Annotated in this window: 12 protein-coding genes, 4 tRNA genes and 1 riboswitch; of the genes, 7 read left to right on the forward strand and 9 right to left on the reverse strand. The window is 69.8% G+C overall.

Going from position 1 to position 17,221, the window contains the following annotated elements:
- The first annotated feature begins 3 nt into the window (after positions 1 to 3).
- Genes H5399_RS06895 through H5399_RS06905 form a run of 3 tightly spaced genes read left to right on the forward strand, consistent with a single transcriptional unit; the run spans position 4 to position 2,840 of the window.
- Positions 4 to 1,407: a cytochrome c biogenesis protein ResB gene (locus H5399_RS06895; protein WP_220490873.1), complete on the forward strand. Its 1,404-nt coding sequence runs from the start codon at positions 4 to 6 to the stop codon at positions 1,405 to 1,407.
- Positions 1,391 to 2,293 (forward strand): c-type cytochrome biogenesis protein CcsB, encoded by a 903-nt coding sequence (gene ccsB / locus H5399_RS06900; protein ID WP_182782281.1) that lies wholly within the window; start codon positions 1,391 to 1,393, stop codon positions 2,291 to 2,293. The genes H5399_RS06895 and ccsB overlap by 17 nt, the downstream gene beginning before the upstream one ends.
- A complete protein-coding gene (locus H5399_RS06905) occupies positions 2,286 to 2,840 on the forward strand; it encodes a TlpA disulfide reductase family protein (RefSeq protein ID WP_182782282.1) in 555 nt (184 codons plus the stop codon). The genes ccsB and H5399_RS06905 overlap by 8 nt, the downstream gene beginning before the upstream one ends.
- Before the next feature lie 33 nt (positions 2,841 to 2,873).
- On the opposite strand, the gene H5399_RS06910 is transcribed toward H5399_RS06905, so the two are convergent.
- The 5 genes from H5399_RS06910 to H5399_RS06930 form a co-directional block, all read right to left on the reverse strand.
- Positions 2,874 to 2,947, reverse strand: a tRNA-Phe gene (locus H5399_RS06910).
- Between the two features lie 28 nt (positions 2,948 to 2,975).
- Positions 2,976 to 3,049 (reverse strand) — tRNA-Asp (locus H5399_RS06915).
- 124 nt (positions 3,050 to 3,173) lie between these two features.
- Positions 3,174 to 3,246: transfer RNA gene (locus H5399_RS06920), tRNA-Glu, on the reverse strand.
- Between the two features lie 137 nt (positions 3,247 to 3,383).
- Positions 3,384 to 4,769: an SH3 domain-containing protein gene (locus H5399_RS06925; RefSeq protein ID WP_182782283.1), complete on the reverse strand. Its 1,386-nt coding sequence runs from the start codon at positions 4,767 to 4,769 to the stop codon at positions 3,384 to 3,386.
- A 346-nt stretch (positions 4,770 to 5,115) separates the two neighbouring features.
- Positions 5,116 to 5,763, reverse strand: coding sequence for a hypothetical protein (locus tag H5399_RS06930; RefSeq protein WP_182782284.1), 648 nt, complete (start codon positions 5,761 to 5,763; stop codon positions 5,116 to 5,118).
- Between the two features lie 41 nt (positions 5,764 to 5,804).
- Between H5399_RS06930 and H5399_RS06935 the strand changes: the two genes are divergently transcribed.
- A tRNA-Lys gene (locus H5399_RS06935) sits at positions 5,805 to 5,877 on the forward strand.
- A 9-nt stretch (positions 5,878 to 5,886) separates the two neighbouring features.
- Here the strand turns inward: H5399_RS06935 and H5399_RS06940 are convergent.
- On the reverse strand, positions 5,887 to 7,746 hold the full coding sequence (locus tag H5399_RS06940) for an amylosucrase (protein WP_182782285.1): 1,860 nt from the start codon (positions 7,744 to 7,746) through the stop codon (positions 5,887 to 5,889).
- Between the two features lie 16 nt (positions 7,747 to 7,762).
- Entirely contained in the window at positions 7,763 to 9,238 is a 1,476-nt protein-coding gene (locus H5399_RS06945) for a patatin-like phospholipase family protein (RefSeq protein WP_182782286.1), read from the reverse strand.
- A 64-nt stretch (positions 9,239 to 9,302) separates the two neighbouring features.
- Positions 9,303 to 9,431: riboswitch (cobalamin riboswitch) on the forward strand.
- Positions 9,432 to 9,467: 36 nt separating this feature from the next.
- Here H5399_RS06945 and cobN point away from each other — a divergent pair.
- From cobN to H5399_RS06960, 3 genes are read left to right on the forward strand one after another with little or no spacing between them, the layout of a single operon-like run.
- Complete coding sequence (gene cobN, locus H5399_RS06950) at positions 9,468 to 13,079, forward strand: cobaltochelatase subunit CobN (protein ID WP_182782287.1); 3,612 nt, start codon at positions 9,468 to 9,470, stop codon at positions 13,077 to 13,079.
- Positions 13,076 to 13,840, forward strand: coding sequence for a precorrin-6A synthase (deacetylating) (gene cobF / locus H5399_RS06955; protein WP_220490874.1), 765 nt, complete (start codon positions 13,076 to 13,078; stop codon positions 13,838 to 13,840). Before cobN ends, cobF begins: the two co-directional genes overlap by 4 nt.
- Entirely contained in the window at positions 13,837 to 14,565 is a 729-nt protein-coding gene (locus H5399_RS06960; protein ID WP_182782288.1) for a cobalt-precorrin-6A reductase, read from the forward strand. Before cobF ends, H5399_RS06960 begins: the two co-directional genes overlap by 4 nt.
- Positions 14,566 to 14,583: 18 nt before the next feature.
- On the opposite strand, the gene cobO is transcribed toward H5399_RS06960, so the two are convergent.
- Both cobO and H5399_RS06970 read right to left on the reverse strand, forming a co-directional pair.
- The gene (gene cobO, locus H5399_RS06965) at positions 14,584 to 15,198 is read right to left on the reverse strand and encodes a cob(I)yrinic acid a,c-diamide adenosyltransferase (protein ID WP_182782289.1); all 615 of its coding nucleotides are present in this window, start codon (positions 15,196 to 15,198) and stop codon (positions 14,584 to 14,586) included.
- Positions 15,198 to 17,192: a VWA domain-containing protein gene (locus H5399_RS06970; protein ID WP_220489139.1), complete on the reverse strand. Its 1,995-nt coding sequence runs from the start codon at positions 17,190 to 17,192 to the stop codon at positions 15,198 to 15,200. Before H5399_RS06970 ends, cobO begins: the two co-directional genes overlap by 1 nt.
- Positions 17,193 to 17,221: the final 29 nt, after the last annotated feature.

Raw genomic sequence — 17,221 nt, forward strand, 5'->3', positions numbered from 1 at the left:
GCCGTGCGCGAGCTGTTCAGCTGGATCTACCGGGTTCTGCGTTCGAAGCTGCTGGGGGTTCTGGTCATCCTGGCGATGGCCGTGCTGTCGTTGCTGGGCACCCTGATCGTCCAGGCCCCCTCGGGGCTGGACACCCTCGCCAGAGCAGACTGGCTAGAGTCCGTGCGGCCCCGCTACGGCGGATGGACGCCCGTCCTCGAGTTCCTCGGCCTGTTCGGGCTCTGGACCTCCCCGCTGTTCCTCGCAGTGACGGCCCTGCTGGCGATGTCGATCATCGCCTGCACCGTGCACCGGCTTCCGCAGCTGTGGGAGCGGGCCACCCGTCCCCGGACGCATGTCACCGACAAGTTCTTCGAGCATGCCCAGTACCGGGCGGAGATGACGCTGCCGCTGAGTCCGCAGGAGGCGGTCGGCCACGTGCGCTCCGTGCTGGGTGGCCAGCGCTACCGCTTCCTTGCGGATGAACGGCTCGCCGCCCCCGCCGTCGGCCTCTACGCCGACCGGTTCAGGTGGGGCCCCTTCGGCACGGCCATCGCCCATGCCGCCATGGTGGTCATCCTGGCGGCCTTCGGGGTGTCCGCGTTCACCGGCTTCGAGCAGAACCTCGACATCTCCGTCGGCGAGAGCGTCGAGGTGGGCCACGGCACCGGTCTCACGGTCACCGCCCAGTCCTTCAAGGACTCCTACGACGACGCCGGCCGCCCCACGGACTACGTGAGCCACCTCGTCGTCACCCGCGACGGTGCCGTGCTTGATGCCCGCGACGTCCGGGTCAACTCGCCGCTGGTGGTGGAGGGCACCGCGCTTCACCAGGCCTCCTTCGGGATCGCGGCCCGCATCCGCATCGCCGACGATGCCGGCGCCACCCTGTTCGAGGGATCGGTCCCGTTGAAGTGGCAGAGCAACGACGGGCGCTACGCCATCGGCAAGGTCACCCCGGAGGCCGCCGGCACCGAGGTACTGGTCGTCACGCCCGCCTCCGGTGCGGTCGACGCGGCCATCACCGCGGGGAGCGCCGTCTTCGAGCTCTACGACGTGGCCAGCGGCGAGAAGATCGACGTGTTGCCCGTGGAGCAGGGGGAGACCGCTTCCGGGGACGGGCTGCAGCTCACCTTCGAGCGGGAGCAGCGCTACACCGGCATCATTGCCCGCCAGGACCCGGGGGCGATGTGGATGTGGGTGGGCTCGGCCCTGCTGGTGATCGGCATGACGATGACCTTCACGCTGCGCCACCGCCGCCTCTGGGTGCGCGCCGTGCCGGAGGGGGATCACACGATGCTGCGCATCGCCTCCGCCGAGAAGTTGGACACCACCTTCGAGCGGCACTTCCGTGCCCTCGTGGAGCAGATCGACGCGACCGCCCCGGACGCTGCTGAGAAGGAGCCTGTTGATGCTCGAGTTCGCTGAATATCTGGTCACCGCCGCCGCGGTCTTCGTCCTGCTGGGCCTGGTCAGCGGCATCGCGCTGGTCACCTCGCGCCGCAGGAATGCCGTGGCGACGGTCAGCGTGCGCGCGAAGGTCAGTGTGGGTGGTGCCGCGTTGGCTCCCGCGCAGTCCGAGGCGCCCGTACAGGCCGGAAAAGGGACCAGCCTGGGATGGTACGCCACGGCGTTCCAGGTGATCGCCTTGTTACTGCTGACGGCCTACATGGTGATCCGGATGAGCCTCACCGGGCACGGGCCGTTCGCGAACCAGCACGAATTCGCCGTCGCCTTCACGTGGGGGATTCTGTTGGTCAACCTGTTCTTCGGGTTGCGCTACCGGATCAGGATGCTGTCGCTGGTCGTGCTGCCCGTGGCGGCGGCCATGCTGGTCTACGCGCTGAGCCTGGACACCGGGGTCCGGCCCTTGATCCCTGCCCTTCAGAACAACCTGCTGCTGACCCTGCACGTCGGGTTCGCCATCATCGCCTACGGCGCCGCCTGCGTGTCCTTCGGCGCGGCCGTGCTCTACCTTCTCCACCCTCACATCACCCGCGTCCACCTGCCGCGGCAGGAGGTCCTTGACGATGTGGGTTACCGGGCGGCCGTCATCACCTTTCCTCTGCTCACCATCATGATCGTGCTGGGCTCGGTGTGGGCGAGCACCGCGTGGGGTCGCTACTGGGGTTGGGACCCGAAGGAGACCGCAGCGCTGGTCACCTGGCTGGTCTACGGCGCGTTCCTGCACGCCCGGGTCGTGCGGGACTGGCGAGGCACCAAGGCCTCCTGGCTGCTCGTGATCGGGTTCCTCACCATCCTGTTCGCCTACTTCGGCAACCACTTCTTCGGAGGGCTGCACTCTTATGCCTAGCAACCGGGCCCGGGGGCGCCTCCTTGGCACTCTGGGGCTCGCTGTGCTCGTCGCGCTGGTCGTCGGCGGTATCTACCTCATCAAGGGTGGGGCGGCCAGTGAGGCGGCCTCCACGGGGCAGGCGGTGCCGCTCCAGGGGCCGTCCGTCGGGGCCCTCGCCCCCGGATTCAGGGCATTGGACATCGACGGGGCCCCGGTCTCGCTCGAGGACTATGCCGGCCGACCCGTATGGCTGCTGTTCCAGGCCACCTGGTGCTCGATCTGCCGCGCGGAGCTTCCTGATGTGGAGGAGGCGTCGGATCGCATCGACGTGGTGGCCATCTACCTGCGCGAGGACCGCGAGCTGGTGACCGACTACGCGGCGCGGATGGGGCTGAGCATCAGGAGCGTGCCGGACCCGATCGGCGAGATCTCGCTGCGTTACCTCGCCTCGTCAGTGCCGACGCACTACTTCATCAACGCCGACGGGACGGTGGCGGACATCCGCAAGGGTGCGCTATCCCCGGACGAGATCGATGAGGCCCTCGCGCTGCTCAGTGTGGGCTAGAACCGAAAGAACCCCGCCGGGGCGGGGTATCGGTGGCCAGGGCCGGGATCGAACCGGCGACCTTTCACTTTTCAGGCGAACGCTGCTACCAGCTGAGCTACCTGGCCAGATGGCCGGGCGTTTAAGCCGACCTAGCGACCCCGACGGGACTCGAACCCGCGACCTCCGCCGTGACAGGGCGGCGCGCTAACCAACTGCGCTACGGGGCCAATTTCTTGACCTGCTGGCCGTGCCAGCCCGGTAACTATAGCGTGAGTGATTCCCTCAAGGGAAATCGACCGAAACGCCTTGTCGTTACCGTTTCAGCCCACTCCGCGGGGGAGTGGACAGGAGCATCCCCAACGGGATTCGAACCCGTGCTGCCGCCGTGAAAGGGCGGAGTCCTAGGCCGCTAGACGATGGGGACCAGCTAGGCAGAGTCTAGAGACTCGCGGCGGGACCGCGCAAACGGGGGGCGGAAACTGGAGCGAGTTGAGGGCCTGTGGGACGTGCGGAACGGCGCCACCCTGGGGGGAAGGGCGACGCCGTTCGCACCGACCCAGCTTACCCGTAGGTGTTGATGTGGACGTGGTTGTAGTGGTTCGCGTTGTCGCTGCCACGGTCTGCCATCAGCCGCCACCCCTCGCTGGAGCGCTGAACCGACCAGATCTTCTGCGCGAAGATGATGTAGTTGATGTTGTACTTCGAGGCGTTGGCCTTGTAGTAGTTCGCGATCTCCCAGCCGAGGGCCTGGTTGCTCGAGTAGCTCGGGATCATCACGTCGACGGCGCGGCCCGCGGGGTGGTCCGGCGTGACATCCTGCCGCCAGCCGTACATCGTCTTGATCGCGGGGTAGCGGTTCCAGATGTCGCGGACGATGGCCTGGACGTTGGTGTTGGTCTGGTCGAGGCCGCTCGAGTAGCCGCGGTTGAGGGTGGTGCTGCTGCCGCTGGAGGCCGTGCTCTCGGAGGGTTTCGTCGTTGACAGGTAGCGGGCCGTCACCCAGCGGACGGCGCCGTTGACGACGGCCTGGGCCCGCCCGTTGGTGACCAGGCCGGTGACCCGCACCTCGCCGCCCCTGGGGATCTCGCCCACGTAGGAGGTTCCGCTGCTTGCGGTCCAGATGTTGAGCACCGTCGTGGCGTAGCGGACGGTGGTGGCGGGCAGGGCGGGCGCTGTGGGGGCCGGCGTGCTGGCGCTCACGGCCACCAGATACTTCGCGTTGACCCACCTGACGGCGCCCTTGTAGACCACCTGGGCCATGCCGTTGGTCACCACTCCGGTGGTGTCGAGGATGGTGCCAGCCGGCACGTCGCCGAGGTTGACGAAGCCGGTGTAGGGCGTGGTGCGGATCATGAGGGCGGCAGTGGCCCGCCCCTTGCCGGTGACTGCAGGGAGTTGGCCGTAGGCGGCCGCCGCGGTCGCGCTGATGTACTGCGAGGCGGCCCACAGAAGCTTGCCGTTGTGGGACACCTGGACGTAGGCGCCGCTGACCTTTCCGGCGAGCTGGAGTGCTGTGCCGCGCTGGACGACGACCGAGACCGCGTCGGACAGCGAGGGCCCGACGCGCAGGTTGAGGTTGGCCGTGGTGTACACGGTGCCGGTCGATGAAGTGGTGCTGCCGTTGGAGGTGGTCGACGACGGCGTCGAGGCGGCGGTGCCTCCGTTGAGGTAGGCGCTGGCGACGTAGGCCGTCCGCCCCTGGTAGGTCACCGTCGTCCACCCGTTGGAGGAGCCCTGGCTGGGAAGGCTCTGGCCCTTCTGCAGGACGGCCAGGCGCGTGCTGGAGACGGTGGGGGCTGTGCGGATGTTGACGTTGGTGGTGGCGGTCACGTTGGCGATCTCCGCGTCCGCCGCCGGCCCGATGGCCAGCGTGCCCAGCCCTTGGACCAGGACGGCGATGCCTGCCGCGGCACCGATGCCGCGCAGGCCTTTGAATGCTGTTCTCACGTCTCTCCTCGCACTTACTTCGGGAGGTCGGACGTGCCGCTTCCTCGGGGCTCCGTAGCCCCCGACACGTCCGGCCACTGCCCCGGAGACTAAGAGCGATCCTCATGATCGGACAACGAGCGCTGAGAATTGGGTGAGAGGATGCAAGCCGACACGTCGTCTGCGGGGTAAGAATTACAGCCGTGGGATTTTGGGGGATGGTGACGTTCTCAATGGACTTGACTAGGCATTATGGTGGAGCGCCTGGCCGAAAGTTGAGGCTGAGTGTGCAGTGAGAAACTCTTGGATGCCTCAGAATCAAGGTGAGCTCAACTCTCGGTTGAGGTTCACTGTCATGGGTTGAGGTTCAGGGAAGATCCCGGGGGTCCACCCAGGTCCGCTTGAGGGTGCTGAACCATGTGGCGGCCCGCCCGTATGCCTGCTCGGGGAGGTAGCCCGATCTCAGATCCTCGGACGGGACCGGGGCGACGCCCAGGAGTTCGGCCAGCCGCGTCCTGTCGCGGGAACCCGCCACTGCGGCCACCACAGGCAGGGCGAGCGCCCTGCGATTGGCAGTCAGCGTCGTGAGCACCTCAGGGTGGAACCCGGCGGCGACGATGGCCAACGGGTGCTCATCACTGGCTCTGCCCAGGGGGGCGAGGAGTTCGCGCATGGCTGTCACGTCGCCGTCGACGACGAGGATCAGCGGCTCGCTGTGCGCGGCGCCGTCGCGGTGGTTCGCGAAGTCTGCATGGGCGTGCCCGAATCCGAACCCTTCGCCCGCGGGCGAGAGCGGGGCCGGTCCACGTCCGGACGCAGGGGCGGGCATGGCGTCGATCTCGTCCTGCGTGAGGTAGTGCGGAACGTGGCGGTCCACGTCGTCGAGGCCGCGTCGCGGGGCGGGCTCGTCGGCGCCGGTGGCGCGGCGACGCGAGCGGCGGTCAGCCAGCGCGGCGAGCGCGAGCAGCGCGCCGCCGAGGATGACGGCGACGATGAACCAGGACCACGCGGGCATGTCCCCAGCCTGCCACGGCCTGGGACCGGTACACTGCTGACGCCCCTATAGCTCAGTCGGTAGAGCAGTGGACTTTTAATCCATGGGTCGCGGGTTCGAGCCCCGCTGGGGGCACTCGGGGCATCAGGCGGTGAACCAGCGCACCGCGTAGGGCGGCAGCGTCATCGTCCAGGGCGTCAGGTCCCACTGGGTGTCGTCGAGCAGCTCCCGCGCCGTCTCGCCCAGCGTTTCGCTGACGCACGCCATGGGGACCGTGATCTCCACGGGAGCGAAGTTGTACACCTGCACCATGGGGCCGATGGGGTGGTTTCGCTTGACCGCCAGCACCCTCGGATCCCCCGTTTCGAGGAACTCGGCCTCCCGCGAGGCGTGCAGGTGCGGAAGCTGCCGCCGCACCGACAGCACGTGGCGCAGCCAGGCGTTGACCCGGGCCGGGGCGGAGGTGGGGTTGTCGCCGAGTGCGGCCACCGCATCCCAGTCCATCACGGGACGATGCACCCAGCGGTTGTCGTCGGCGTGTGCCGGGTCGCGGGCGAAATCGTGGTCGTTGAGCATGGCCACCTCGTCGCCCATGTACAGCAGCGGCACCCCGCCCCAGCCACAGATGACGGCGTGCAGGAGGTTGATCCGCGCGATCGCGAGCTCCTCGTGATACGGGTTGCCCGACTCCAGCGCGGCCTCCAGGCCGGCGAGGGAGGCCAGCGAGCCTGAGATGCGGCGGTCACCCGTGGCCGGGTTCGCCTGGAACACCAGTCCGCGCGCGAACGAGTCCGGGTGCTCGCCGGAGTAGAAGTCGCTGAGGTAGCTCCGGTGGGCGAACCCGTTGAGGCCCGCGGTGGCGGCGTCCACGTCGTCGATGGCCCAGCCGATGTCGTCGTGGCAGCGGATGTAGGTGCCCCAGGTGGCCGTGGCCGGCTTTGCCGGGAATCCGCCGAGCGCCCGACGCAGCAGAGTCGTATCGTGCGTGGCCAGAGTCGACCACAGCTGCGCCATCAACGAGTTGTGGTACGCGATGTCCGAAACCTTGCCGTAGTGCTCGCCCTCGCCGAAGTAGCCGATGAGGTCCTTCGGCCCCACGATGGCCTCGGCCTTGAACGCGGCGGCGGGGGCGGCAATCCGCACCGCCGCGCGCAGAGCCTGCGTGAGTGCGTGCACCGGCGGCTGGTTCTGGCAGTTGGTGCCCATCTGCTTCCAGATGAAGGCGATGGCGTCCAGCCGCATCACCTCGACGCCGCGGTTCGCGAGGTCCAGGATGATGTCCAGGTATTCGACGAAGACGTCCGGGTTGGCCCAGTTCATGTCCCACTGGTAGTCGTTGAAGGTGGTCCACACCCACCCCGCCAGGTCCTCGTCCCACGTGAAGTTGCCGGGTGCGAAGTCCGGGAAGATCTCCGGGAGGGTGGCCTCATAGCGGTCCGGCATCGTGCGGTCCGGGAACACCATGAAGTACTCCCGGTACTTCTGCTCGCCGGCGCGGGCGCGCACCGCCCATTCGTGTTCCCGCGCCACATGGTTGAGCACCAGGTCCACCACGAGCGAGATCCCATCGCCGCGCAGCCGCGCGGTGAGGGCCTCAAGGTCATCCATGGTGCCGAGGTCCGCGCGTACCGTGCGGTAGTCCGCCACGGCGTAGCCGCCGTCGTTGGCGCCCTCGCGGGGCTGGAGCAGCGGCATCAGGTGCAGATAGGTGACGCCGAGGTCCTGCAGGTAGTCCAGGTGCTCTGCGATGCCGTTGAGGGTGCCGGCGAAGCGGTCGGTGTAGGCGACGTAGCCCACCTGCGTGGGGAGCTGGAGCCAGTCCGGGCGCAGTAGCCGCGCCTCGTCCAGCTCGCGCAGATCATCGGTGCGGGCGTCGAACTTTGCACGGACCAGGTCACGGACCCGATCCGTCAACTCCCATGAGCGTTCGCCGTACACGTTCTCCAGAGCCGCGATCAGCTCGGCGCCGTAGCGCTCCCACCTGAGGTCGAATGTCGTCTTCACCGTCCCACACTAACGCTCAGGGCTGGGCCGTGAGTGGCATCCAGGGGGGTTCCATCGCGGGCGTGGCCGGGTGCCGCTCCCAGGTGGTCCACCACAGTTCGGCGCCTTCCGGCAGGGGCGTGCCATGGGTGGAGCGGACGGCGTCGCGGAGCTCGATCTTCGCGCTGTTCAGGGCGAGGAACTGCCGACGGCTGGGCTCCGGCGCCTCCAGCAGCTGCTCCTCCAGGCGGACGATGCGGGTGCGCAGCGCGATGATGCGACTGTGGAGTGCCTCGGCCGACTCGTCCAACCCCAGATGCTGCTCGGCTGCCCGTAGCCAGCCGTAGTCGCGATTGATGCTCATCAGGCCCGGGTGCACGGTCATGGAGTCGTGGACACTGAACTCGGGGAATACGACGACGGCACCGGCGGAGTGGGCGTAGGCCATCTCGTCTCTGCCGGCCTCGTCGATGAGGATCTCAGTGGAGCGCATCACGACGCTGAACACGTCCGCGGCGGCCATGCTCGGGCGGCGGGGCACGCCCATGGCCTGTGACGAGATGACGTAGTTGCGGGCGGCCCCCATCTGACCGATGGCCAGCTCGGCGGGGATGTTCTCGCGGGCGCCGCCGTCGACATAGGTTTCGCTCCCGATGGGCACGGGGCGGAAGACGGCGGGGATGGCGCAGGAGGCCAGCACGCCGACGGCCAGGTCATGGTCCGTGTCGTCGACGGAGGTGTTGGTGCGGTCGACGAGGGAGCCGCTCTCGGTCATGAACCGCAGCTCGCCGGACTCCAGGGCCACCATCGCCACCCGCAGCGTCACCCCTGATGCGGCCACGCGCGCCGGGTCAAACGTGTGCGGATCCAGCAGCTCGGCCAGCATCGGGCCCGGCCGGAACATCGAGCGGGAGCGGTCCAGGCCCTGCCAGATGGAGCCGAGGCCGCTGCCGATGCGGGGCAGCCGGCCCAGGTGGGCGGCGATGCCTGACAGCGCGGCCAGTGACCACTCGGATCTGGTGTCCTCATCGGGCGTGAGCGCCATCTCGAGCGGCCCGGGTGGCGTCTCGGGAGAGCTGGGCTGAGAGCTCGTCTGGCTCGTGCGGCGGAAGGGAAGGAGGGGTGGACGCTGCCGCTGGGTCGGCGCGACAGGCCGCGCCGCCATCACTTCGAGCCAGACGGGTGCCTCGGACTGGAAGCGTTCGTACCAGGGGCGGGGCGTGAACATGTCGGCTGAGGTGGTCATGGCCATCCAGATGTCGTTCATGCGGGCCAGGTACCGCTGCTGTCCCTCCCTCGTGGCGTCCTGGGCCAGGGCCGACGCGAGGATGGCCCCGGCCGAGGCGCCGACGAAGATGCTCGGCGTGAAGGTGTCGTCGTGGGAGTAGAGGTAGTCCAGCGCGCCGAGGTGGAAGCTCGCCCGCGAGCCGCCGCCCGAGAGTGTGCAGGAGACCGTTTCGGGTCGCGGGCTCTGCCCGAAGAACGGAAGTCCGAACCAACCCTTGACAGCCATTCCACCAAGCGTACTCAGCACGTGGGTCGGGCGTCGGCCAGCGCGGGGCGGGCTCGCCTGTCCTGCCGCTGAGAATGTCGCTAGGCTCCAGGCAGCTTGTGGGCGAGGAACCCGGTGTGACTCCGGGGCGGTTCCGCCACTGTGACGTCGTTGATCGACCAGCCAGACACTCTCCACAGGTGCATCCGACCGGTCTACGGGGCGAGAACCCCGAGGAGGAAACCCGCGAATGACCGATTCGCCCACGCGCATCGCGCTTCTGTCCACGTCCGACACGGACCTGTTGTCGGCCCGCGCCAGCGGGTCGAGATACACGTGGGCCAATCCCGGACGCACGACCGACGGCGTGCTGACCCGCCTCGTCGAGGACGCCGACCTGGTGGTGGTGAGGCTCCTCGGCTCCCCACAGGACCTCTGGCCGGGAATCGCCCACGCGCGGACCATCGGAACCCCGCTGGTGATCCTCGGCGGTGAGCACCAGCCGAGCCCTGAACTGATGGAGCTGTCGACGGTGCCGATGAGGGTCGCGGCGGAGGCGCACCGCTACCTGGCGGAGGGCGGCCCGGCGAACCTGGCCGAACTACACTCCTTCCTCTCCGACACCGTCCTGCTCACCGGTCTCGGCTTCGACCCTCCCAGCGTGATCGCCGCGTGGGGCTACGCGCCTCGACCCGCCGTTGATCCGGCGCTTCCGCGCATCGGCATCCTCTACTACCGGGCCCACGAGGCCAGCGGCAACAATGCCTTCGCGCACGCGCTGGCCGACGCCGTCGATGAGACCCGTGAAGCTGTCGGCGTCCCGATCTACGCGGGGTCGCTTCGATCCGCTCCTGACGCCCTCTATGAGGCGCTCGGCACCTTGGACGCGCTCGTCGTCACCGTGCTGGCCGCCGGTGGATCCGTCCCCGCCACCGCAGGGGCCGGCGGGGAGGACGAGTCCTGGGACGTCGCCCGGATGGCCGCACTGGACATCCCTGTGCTCCAGGGTCTGTGTCTGACCGCGTCGCGCGCCGAGTGGGAGGCCTCGTCCGAGGGTGCGACGCCGCTCGACTCGGCCAACCAGATCGCGATTCCCGAATTCGACGGGCGCATCATCACCGCACCGTTCTCGTTCAAGGAGATCGACGAGCAGGGCCTCCCCGCCTACGTAGCGGACCCGGAGCGCACCGCCCGCGTGGCACGCGTCGCGGTCAACCACGCCCGGCTCCGCAGCATCCCCAACGCGCGAAAGCGCGTGGCCCTGGTGCTGTCGGCCTATCCCACCAAACACTCCCGCATCGGCAACGCGGTGGGGCTCGACACCCCGGTCTCCGCGATCCGTCTGTTGCGCCTTCTCCGCGCCGAAGGCTACGACCTGGGGCCGGACGACGACACCGCCGACTTCCCGATCCACCACCTGCTGGACCTGGGCGACGACACCGCGGCCGGGGACGCGCTCATCCACGCCCTCATCGCCGCCGGCGGTCAGGACGAGGAGTGGCTCACCTCAGCTCAGTTGACGGGGGCGCACGTCCGCATCCCGGCCGCCGATTACGACGCGTGGACCGCGCGCCTGCCCCCCGACCTGCGCGCCTCCATGGTGGCCGCCTGGGGGGAGTCGCCCGGCACTTTGTTCGTCAACGAGGCCGGGGAACTGGTGCTGGCGACGCTGCAGGCAGGCAACGTCATCGTCCTCATCCAACCGCCGCGGGGCTTCGGCGAGAACCCTGTGGCGATCTATCACGACCCGGACCTGCCGCCCAGCCACCACTACCTCGCCGCCTACCGGTGGCTTGAGCGCGGCTTCAGGGCCGACGCGGTGGTTCATCTGGGCAAACACGGCTCGATGGAGTGGCTCCCCGGGAAGAACGCCGCCCTCTCCGCCTCCTGCGGCCCGGATGCCGCGCTCGGCGACCTGCCCCTGATCTACCCGTTCCTGGTCAACGACCCGGGTGAGGGAGCCCAGGCCAAGCGCCGGGCCCACGCAACGATCGTCGACCACCTCATCCCGCCGATGGCCCGGGCGGAGACTTATGGCGACATCGCCCGGCTCGAGCAACTCCTCGACGAGCACGCCAACATCGCGGCCATGGACCCGGCGAAACTCCCCGCGATCCGCGGCGAGATCTGGCAGCTGATGCGCTCGGCTGAGATGCACCGGGACCTGGGCCTCGAGGAGCAGCCCCACGCCGAGGAATTCGATGACTTCCTGCTCCACGTCGACGGCTGGCTCTGCGAGATCAAGGACGCCCAGATCCGTGACGGTCTCCACATCCTGGGTGCCGCCCCCACCGGTGAGGCCCGCGTCAACCTCGTGCTGGCCATCCTGCGGGCGACGCAGGTCTGGGGAGGTGTGGGGGACGCCGTCCCTGGTCTGCGGGCTGCGTTGGGCCTCACCGATGGGGCAGACCTGGCGGCCGTCGATCTGGCCGAGTCCCAGGCGCGTGATCTCATCCACCGTGCGGAGGCGGCGGGCTGGGACCCATCCGCGGTCTCGACGCTCCACACGGACGCCAGAGTCGGGCGCGTCCTCCGCTTCGCCGCGGAGCAGGTGGTCCCCCGCCTGGCCTCCACCACGGACGAGCTCACGGCCGTCGTCCATGCGCTCGCCGGTGGCTTCGTCCCCGCCGGCCCATCAGGGTCGCCGCTGCGCGGGCTCGTGAACGTGCTGCCCACCGGGCGCAATTTCTACACCGTGGATCCTCGGGCGGTGCCGAGCCGTCTGGCGTGGCAGACGGGGCAGGCGATGGCCGACTCCCTGCTCCAGCGCCACCTGGACGAGGCCGGCAGCTACCCGCCGTCGGTAGGGCTCTCGGTCTGGGGCACCAGCGCCATGCGCACCTCCGGCGACGACATCGCCGAAGTCCTCGCCCTGCTCGGCGTGCGGCCGGAGTGGGACGAGGCCTCGCGGCGGGTGTCGCGGCTGACGGTGGTGCCGCTGGAGGAGTTGGGCCGCCCCCGGATCGACGTGACGCTTCGCATCTCAGGGTTCTTTCGTGACGCGTTCCCGCACGTGGTCGCGATGCTCGACGACGCCGTCGGCATGGTCGCCGGCCTTGACGAACCCGACGAGATGAATTTCGTGCGTGCTCACGCCCGCGCAGATCTCGCGGTGCACGGCGACCACCGCCGGGCGACCACGCGTATCTTCGGCTCGAAGCCCGGCTCCTACGGCGCCGGGATCCTGCAGGTGATCGAGTCCGGCAACTGGCGCGATGACGCGGACCTCGCCGAGGTGTACACGGCCTGGGGTGGCTTCGCCTACGGCCGCGGTCTGGACGGGTCCCCGGCGGCCGAGGACATGCGGACCAACTACAGGCGGATCGCGGTGGCGGCGAAGAACATCGACTCCGCCGAGCACGACATCGCGGACTCCGACGACTATTTCCAGTACCACGGCGGGATGGTGGCCACCGTGCGGGCGCTGGCCGGGACGGCGCCGAAGGCGTACGTCGGGGACTCGACCTCACCGGACTCTGTCCGTACCCGCACCCTCGCCGAGGAGACGGCGCGCGTATTCAGGGCCCGCGTGGTGAATCCTCGATGGATCGCGGCGATGCAGCGCCATGGCTACAAGGGGGCCTTCGAACTCGCCGCGACCGTCGACTATCTGTTCGGCTTCGACGCGACGGCCGGCGTGGTCCATGACTGGATGTACGACCGGTTGGCCCACGCCTACGTCCTCGACGGCCCCACTCAGGAGTTCCTGCGCAGGTCGAACCCCTGGGCCCTGCGAGGGATCATCGAGCGTTTGCACGAGGCCGCGGAGCGCGGCCTGTGGGCGGAGCCAGACGCCGACACCCTCGCGGCCATGCGTGAGGTCTACCTCGAGGTCGAGGGTGAGCTGGAGGACGACACATGAGAGGATCGGTGAGGGTGCGGATACTCGGTATCGGTATGGGTGCGCACCATGTGACGCCGGAGGTGTCGCGGGCTCTCTCTGAGACCGACTACGTGCTCGCAGCCAGGAAGCGCGACGACGACGGGCTGCTGGCGGCCCGCCGGGCCATCGCCGCCGCCCACGGCGTCGAGGTGGTGGAGGTACCCGACCCCGAGCGCGACCGGGACGCTCCCGCGGACTATCCGGCCGCGGTCAGAGCCTGGCACGCTGCCCGGGTCAGCGCCTACGAGGAGATCCTGCGTGCCCGGCGTGGCGCCGCCGCCTTCCTGGTCTGGGGTGACCCGGGCCTCTACGACTCGACCATCCGCATCGTCGAGGGGATCGCGGCGAGGCTCCCGCTCAGCTACGACGTGCTGCCGGGGATCAGCGCCCCGCAGGTGCTGGCGGCCCGGCACCGGATGGTCCTCCACCCCGTGGCGGACCCGGTGCACGTCACGACGGCGCGGAGGCTGCGCCAGGACATCGCGGCGGGCCAGAGGAACCTCGTGGTCATGCTGGGTGGAGCGCCCGCCCTGGAGGGTCTCGATGACTGGTCGATCTGGTGGGGCGCCAACCTCGGCGCGGACTCCGAGGAACTGGTGGCCGGCCGGGTCGCGGAGGTCAGCCGCGACCTGACTGCCGCGCGGGAGCGCGCCCGGGCCAGCGCAGGCTGGGTCATGGACATCGCACTCCTGCGTGCCCCCGATGGGTCCGCCCCACCGCTGGAGGGCGGTGCCGGATGAGAGTGCTCATTCTTGGTGGCACCAGCGAGGCGCGCCGCCTGGCCGCGCGGCTCGTCGAAGCTGCGGGCGTCGATGTCACCACCTCCCTGGCCGGCCGCGTCGCTGCCCCGCGACTGCCGCCGGGGCGCGTGCGCACGGGAGGTTTCGGTGGCGTGGAGGGCCTCCGTTCCCAACTGGTGGACTACGACGCCGTCGTGGACGCCACCCACCCCTTCGCGCTGGGGATGACCGCGAACGCGGTCGAGGCGTGCCGCGCCGACGGTGTGCCGCTGCTCAGGCTGGAGCGGCCGGGCTGGTCGCCCGATCCGGCCTGGTGCTACGTGGACGATCACGAGACGGCGGCCGATACCGCCGCCCAGGCAGGTGCCCGGCCGTTGATCACCGTCGGACGACAGGAGCTCGCGCGCTACGTGCCGGCGCTGTCAGAGCGTGCAGTGCTGGCCCGCGTGGTGGATGCGCCCGACTTCACGGTGCCGCCGGCCTGGGAGGTGGTGCGGAGTCGTGGCCCGTACCCGCTCGATGACGAGCGGGCGCTCATGCGCCGCCACCGCACCGATGTTCTGGTCACGAAGGACTCGGGTGGGACCTACACCAGCGCGAAGCTGGAAGCGGCCGCGGAACTCGGCGTGACGGTGGTGATGGTGCGTCGGCCACCGGGCCCTCAGGGCGTGCCCACTGTGGTGGACGTCGACGCGGCGCTGGCCTGGTTGCTGCGGAGGGTGTGAGCCCCGCAACCGGCGGCCTCACCACTCGATACCGCGCTGACCTTTCTGCCCCGCGTCCATCGGGTGTTTCACCTTGGTCATCTCGGTGACCAGGTCCGCCATCTCGATCAGACGTGCATCGGCGCCGCGCCCGGTGATGATGACGTGCTGTCGTCCCGGGCGGCTGGCCAGGGTGGTGACCACGTCCTCCACGTCGACCCATCCCCACGTCATGGGGTAGGTGAACTCATCGAGGATGACCAGGTCGTGCCTCTGGTCTGCGAGCCTTCGCTGGACCTCCAGCCACCCCTCGCGGGCGGCGGCCCGATGGTCCTCCACCTCACCCTGTTTGCGGGTCCACGACCAGCCGGCGCCCATCTTGTGCCATTCCACGGGGCCCCCCTCGCCGGTCTCGTCGTGGAGCCGCCCGAGGCGTTCCAGGACGGTCTGCTCGCCGATGCGCCACTTGGCCGACTTGACGAACTGGAACACACCGATGCGCCAGCCCTGGTTCCACCCACGCAGCGCGAGGCCGAAGGCCGCCGTGGACTTGCCCTTGCCCTCGCCGGTGTGGACGACGAGAAGCGGCTGGGTGCGTCGCTGGCGTGTGGTGAGTCCGTCGTCGGGGACGGACAGCGGTTGGCCTTGGGGCATCAGGCGGCTCTTCTCATGTGGGTGTGGACCGTGGAGGTGAGGGCGTCCGCGGTGACCTCCGCCACCGGGACGTGTCGGGCGCCGAGCCGATCAGCCAGGCGCGCCGCGAGGCCGAGCCGCAGCGGGCCGCTCTCGCCGTCGATGACGACGCTCATCACGCCCAGCCCCGCCAGGTGCGCGGCTGCCAACTCGGAGCGGGCCAGCGCGTCGGCTCCGCCGGTGGCGCGCCCGTCGGTGACGACGATGAGGAGAGGACGCAGGCGTGGGTCGCGGCGGCGCTCACGCGTCAGTACGGCTGCCGCCTCAAGGAGCCCCTCCGCCAGCGGCGTCCGGCCCCCCGCGGACAGATCGTCGAGGCGGGCCGCCGCCACGTCGACGGAGTGCGTCGGCGGCAGGACCAGATCCGCCCGCCGACCCCGGAAACTGATGAGCCCCACCTTGTCCCGCCGCCTGTAGGCGTCGAGCAACAGCGAGAGGATCGCCGTCTTGACCTGGCCCATCCGCTTGCGGGCTGCCATGGACCCCGAGGCGTCGACGCAGAAGAGGATGAGGTTGGCTTCGCGGCCCTCCCGGACCGCAGTGCGGGCATCCTCCGGCCGCAGCATGACCCGTCCTTGGGGGTCGCGGTCCGGAGCGCGCCCGGCGGCGGCCAGCAGGGTTTCGACGAGGTGCAGACCCCCGCCGGCGCCCACCGCCCGGCTGGCCCCGATCCGACGGCCGGTCTCGCTGATGGCCCGGCTGCGGCGCCCGGGCGCCCCGTGGCCAGTTCCCTGCACGACGAATGCCTTCGGCCTGTAGGGCTCCCCGCTGGAGACCCGGCTCTCGGGGGATGCTTCCGGTGCCGGTGCTGCCTCCGCCGTGTCCTTGCCCTCGCCATCGATCGGCGGGCTGGCCTCCATGGGGGGCTGCGGCGCCGGATCGGTGCCGGTGGGGTCCTGCGGATGAGGGCTCTCGTCGCTGGGATCCGACGGCGTGGAGTCGTCGTCGCGGGGCGGGTCGTCGTCGCGGGGCGGGTCGTCCGGCGGAGGAGAGTCGCGCCCGAGAATGTCGTCGAGGAGTTGCTCGTCGAGCCCGGGCGCGTCAAACGGGTTGCGCCGCCGCCGGTGCGGCAGGGCCAGGAGAGCCGCCCGGCGGATATCGGCGCGCGTCACTTCCGTGCGCCCCTCCCAGGCGGCATGGGCCACGGCGGTTCGGGCCGTGACGAGGTCGGCGCGTAACCCGTCGACCTCGAACGCCGAGCAGATCTCGGCGATCTTCAGCAGGGCGGCGTCGGACAGCACAACCGAAACGACCCTGGTGCGCGACGCCTCGATCCGGCGGGTGAGTGCCTCCTCCGCGGGCCGGTACCTCTCTGCGAAGCTGACCGGGTCCCCGTCGAAGGCCATCCGCCGCCGGACGACCTCGGCCCGCAACCCGGGTTCCCGGGGGGCCGCGACCTCCACGGTGAGGCCGAAGCGGTCCAGGAGTTGCGGGCGCAACTCGCCCTCCTCGGGGTTCATGGTCCCGATCAGCACGAAGCGCGACAGGTGCTCCACGGAGACACTGTCACGCTCCACGCTCACCCGCCCCATCGCGGCCGCGTCCAGCAGCAGGTCGACAAGGTGATCGTGCAGGAGGTTCACCTCGTCGACGTACAGCAGGCCCCGGTGGGCGCGGGCGAGCAGGCCGGGCTCGTATTCGACGCGCCCGTGGGACAGCGCCCGCTCCAGGTGCAGCGAGCCGAGCACGCGGTCCTCAGTCGCCCCGACGGGGAGTTCGACGAGCCGCACGGGCCGGCCCACCGTCTCCGCCCCGGGCCCGAAGGGACCGTCCGGGGAGGTCGATGCCGGGTCGGCCGGGTCAACCGAGAACCGGTCCGCGGCGTAGACCCTCACGTGAGGGAGGACAGCTGTCAGCGCACGCACCGTGGTTGATTTGGCGGTCCCCTTCTCGCCGCGGATGAGGACCCCGCCGATTTCGGGGGAGATGGAGGCCAGGACCAGCGCCAGGCCCATGTCATCCATCGCGTCGGTGTCGCAGCCGA

This window comes from Tessaracoccus sp. MC1627 (assembly GCF_014164725.1).
Taxonomy (GTDB): Bacteria; Actinomycetota; Actinomycetes; order Propionibacteriales; family Propionibacteriaceae; genus Arachnia.

Coding starts and splice junctions, on each gene's coding strand:
- ccsB (WP_182782281.1), top strand. CDS start 1,391: ATGCTCGAGTTCGCTGAATATCTGGTCACCGCCGCCGCGGTCTTCGTC.
- H5399_RS06905 (WP_182782282.1), top strand. CDS start 2,286: ATGCCTAGCAACCGGGCCCGGGGGCGCCTCCTTGGCACTCTGGGGCTC.
- H5399_RS06930 (WP_182782284.1), bottom strand. CDS start 5,763: ATGCCCGCGTGGTCCTGGTTCATCGTCGCCGTCATCCTCGGCGGCGCG.
- H5399_RS06945 (WP_182782286.1), bottom strand. CDS start 9,238: ATGGCTGTCAAGGGTTGGTTCGGACTTCCGTTCTTCGGGCAGAGCCCG.
- cobN (WP_182782287.1), top strand. CDS start 9,468: ATGACCGATTCGCCCACGCGCATCGCGCTTCTGTCCACGTCCGACACG.
- cobF (WP_220490874.1), top strand. CDS start 13,076: ATGAGAGGATCGGTGAGGGTGCGGATACTCGGTATCGGTATGGGTGCG.
- H5399_RS06960 (WP_182782288.1), top strand. CDS start 13,837: ATGAGAGTGCTCATTCTTGGTGGCACCAGCGAGGCGCGCCGCCTGGCC.
- cobO (WP_182782289.1), bottom strand. CDS start 15,198: ATGCCCCAAGGCCAACCGCTGTCCGTCCCCGACGACGGACTCACCACA.
- H5399_RS06970 (WP_220489139.1), bottom strand. CDS start 17,192: ATGGGCCTGGCGCTGGTCCTGGCCTCCATCTCCCCCGAAATCGGCGGG.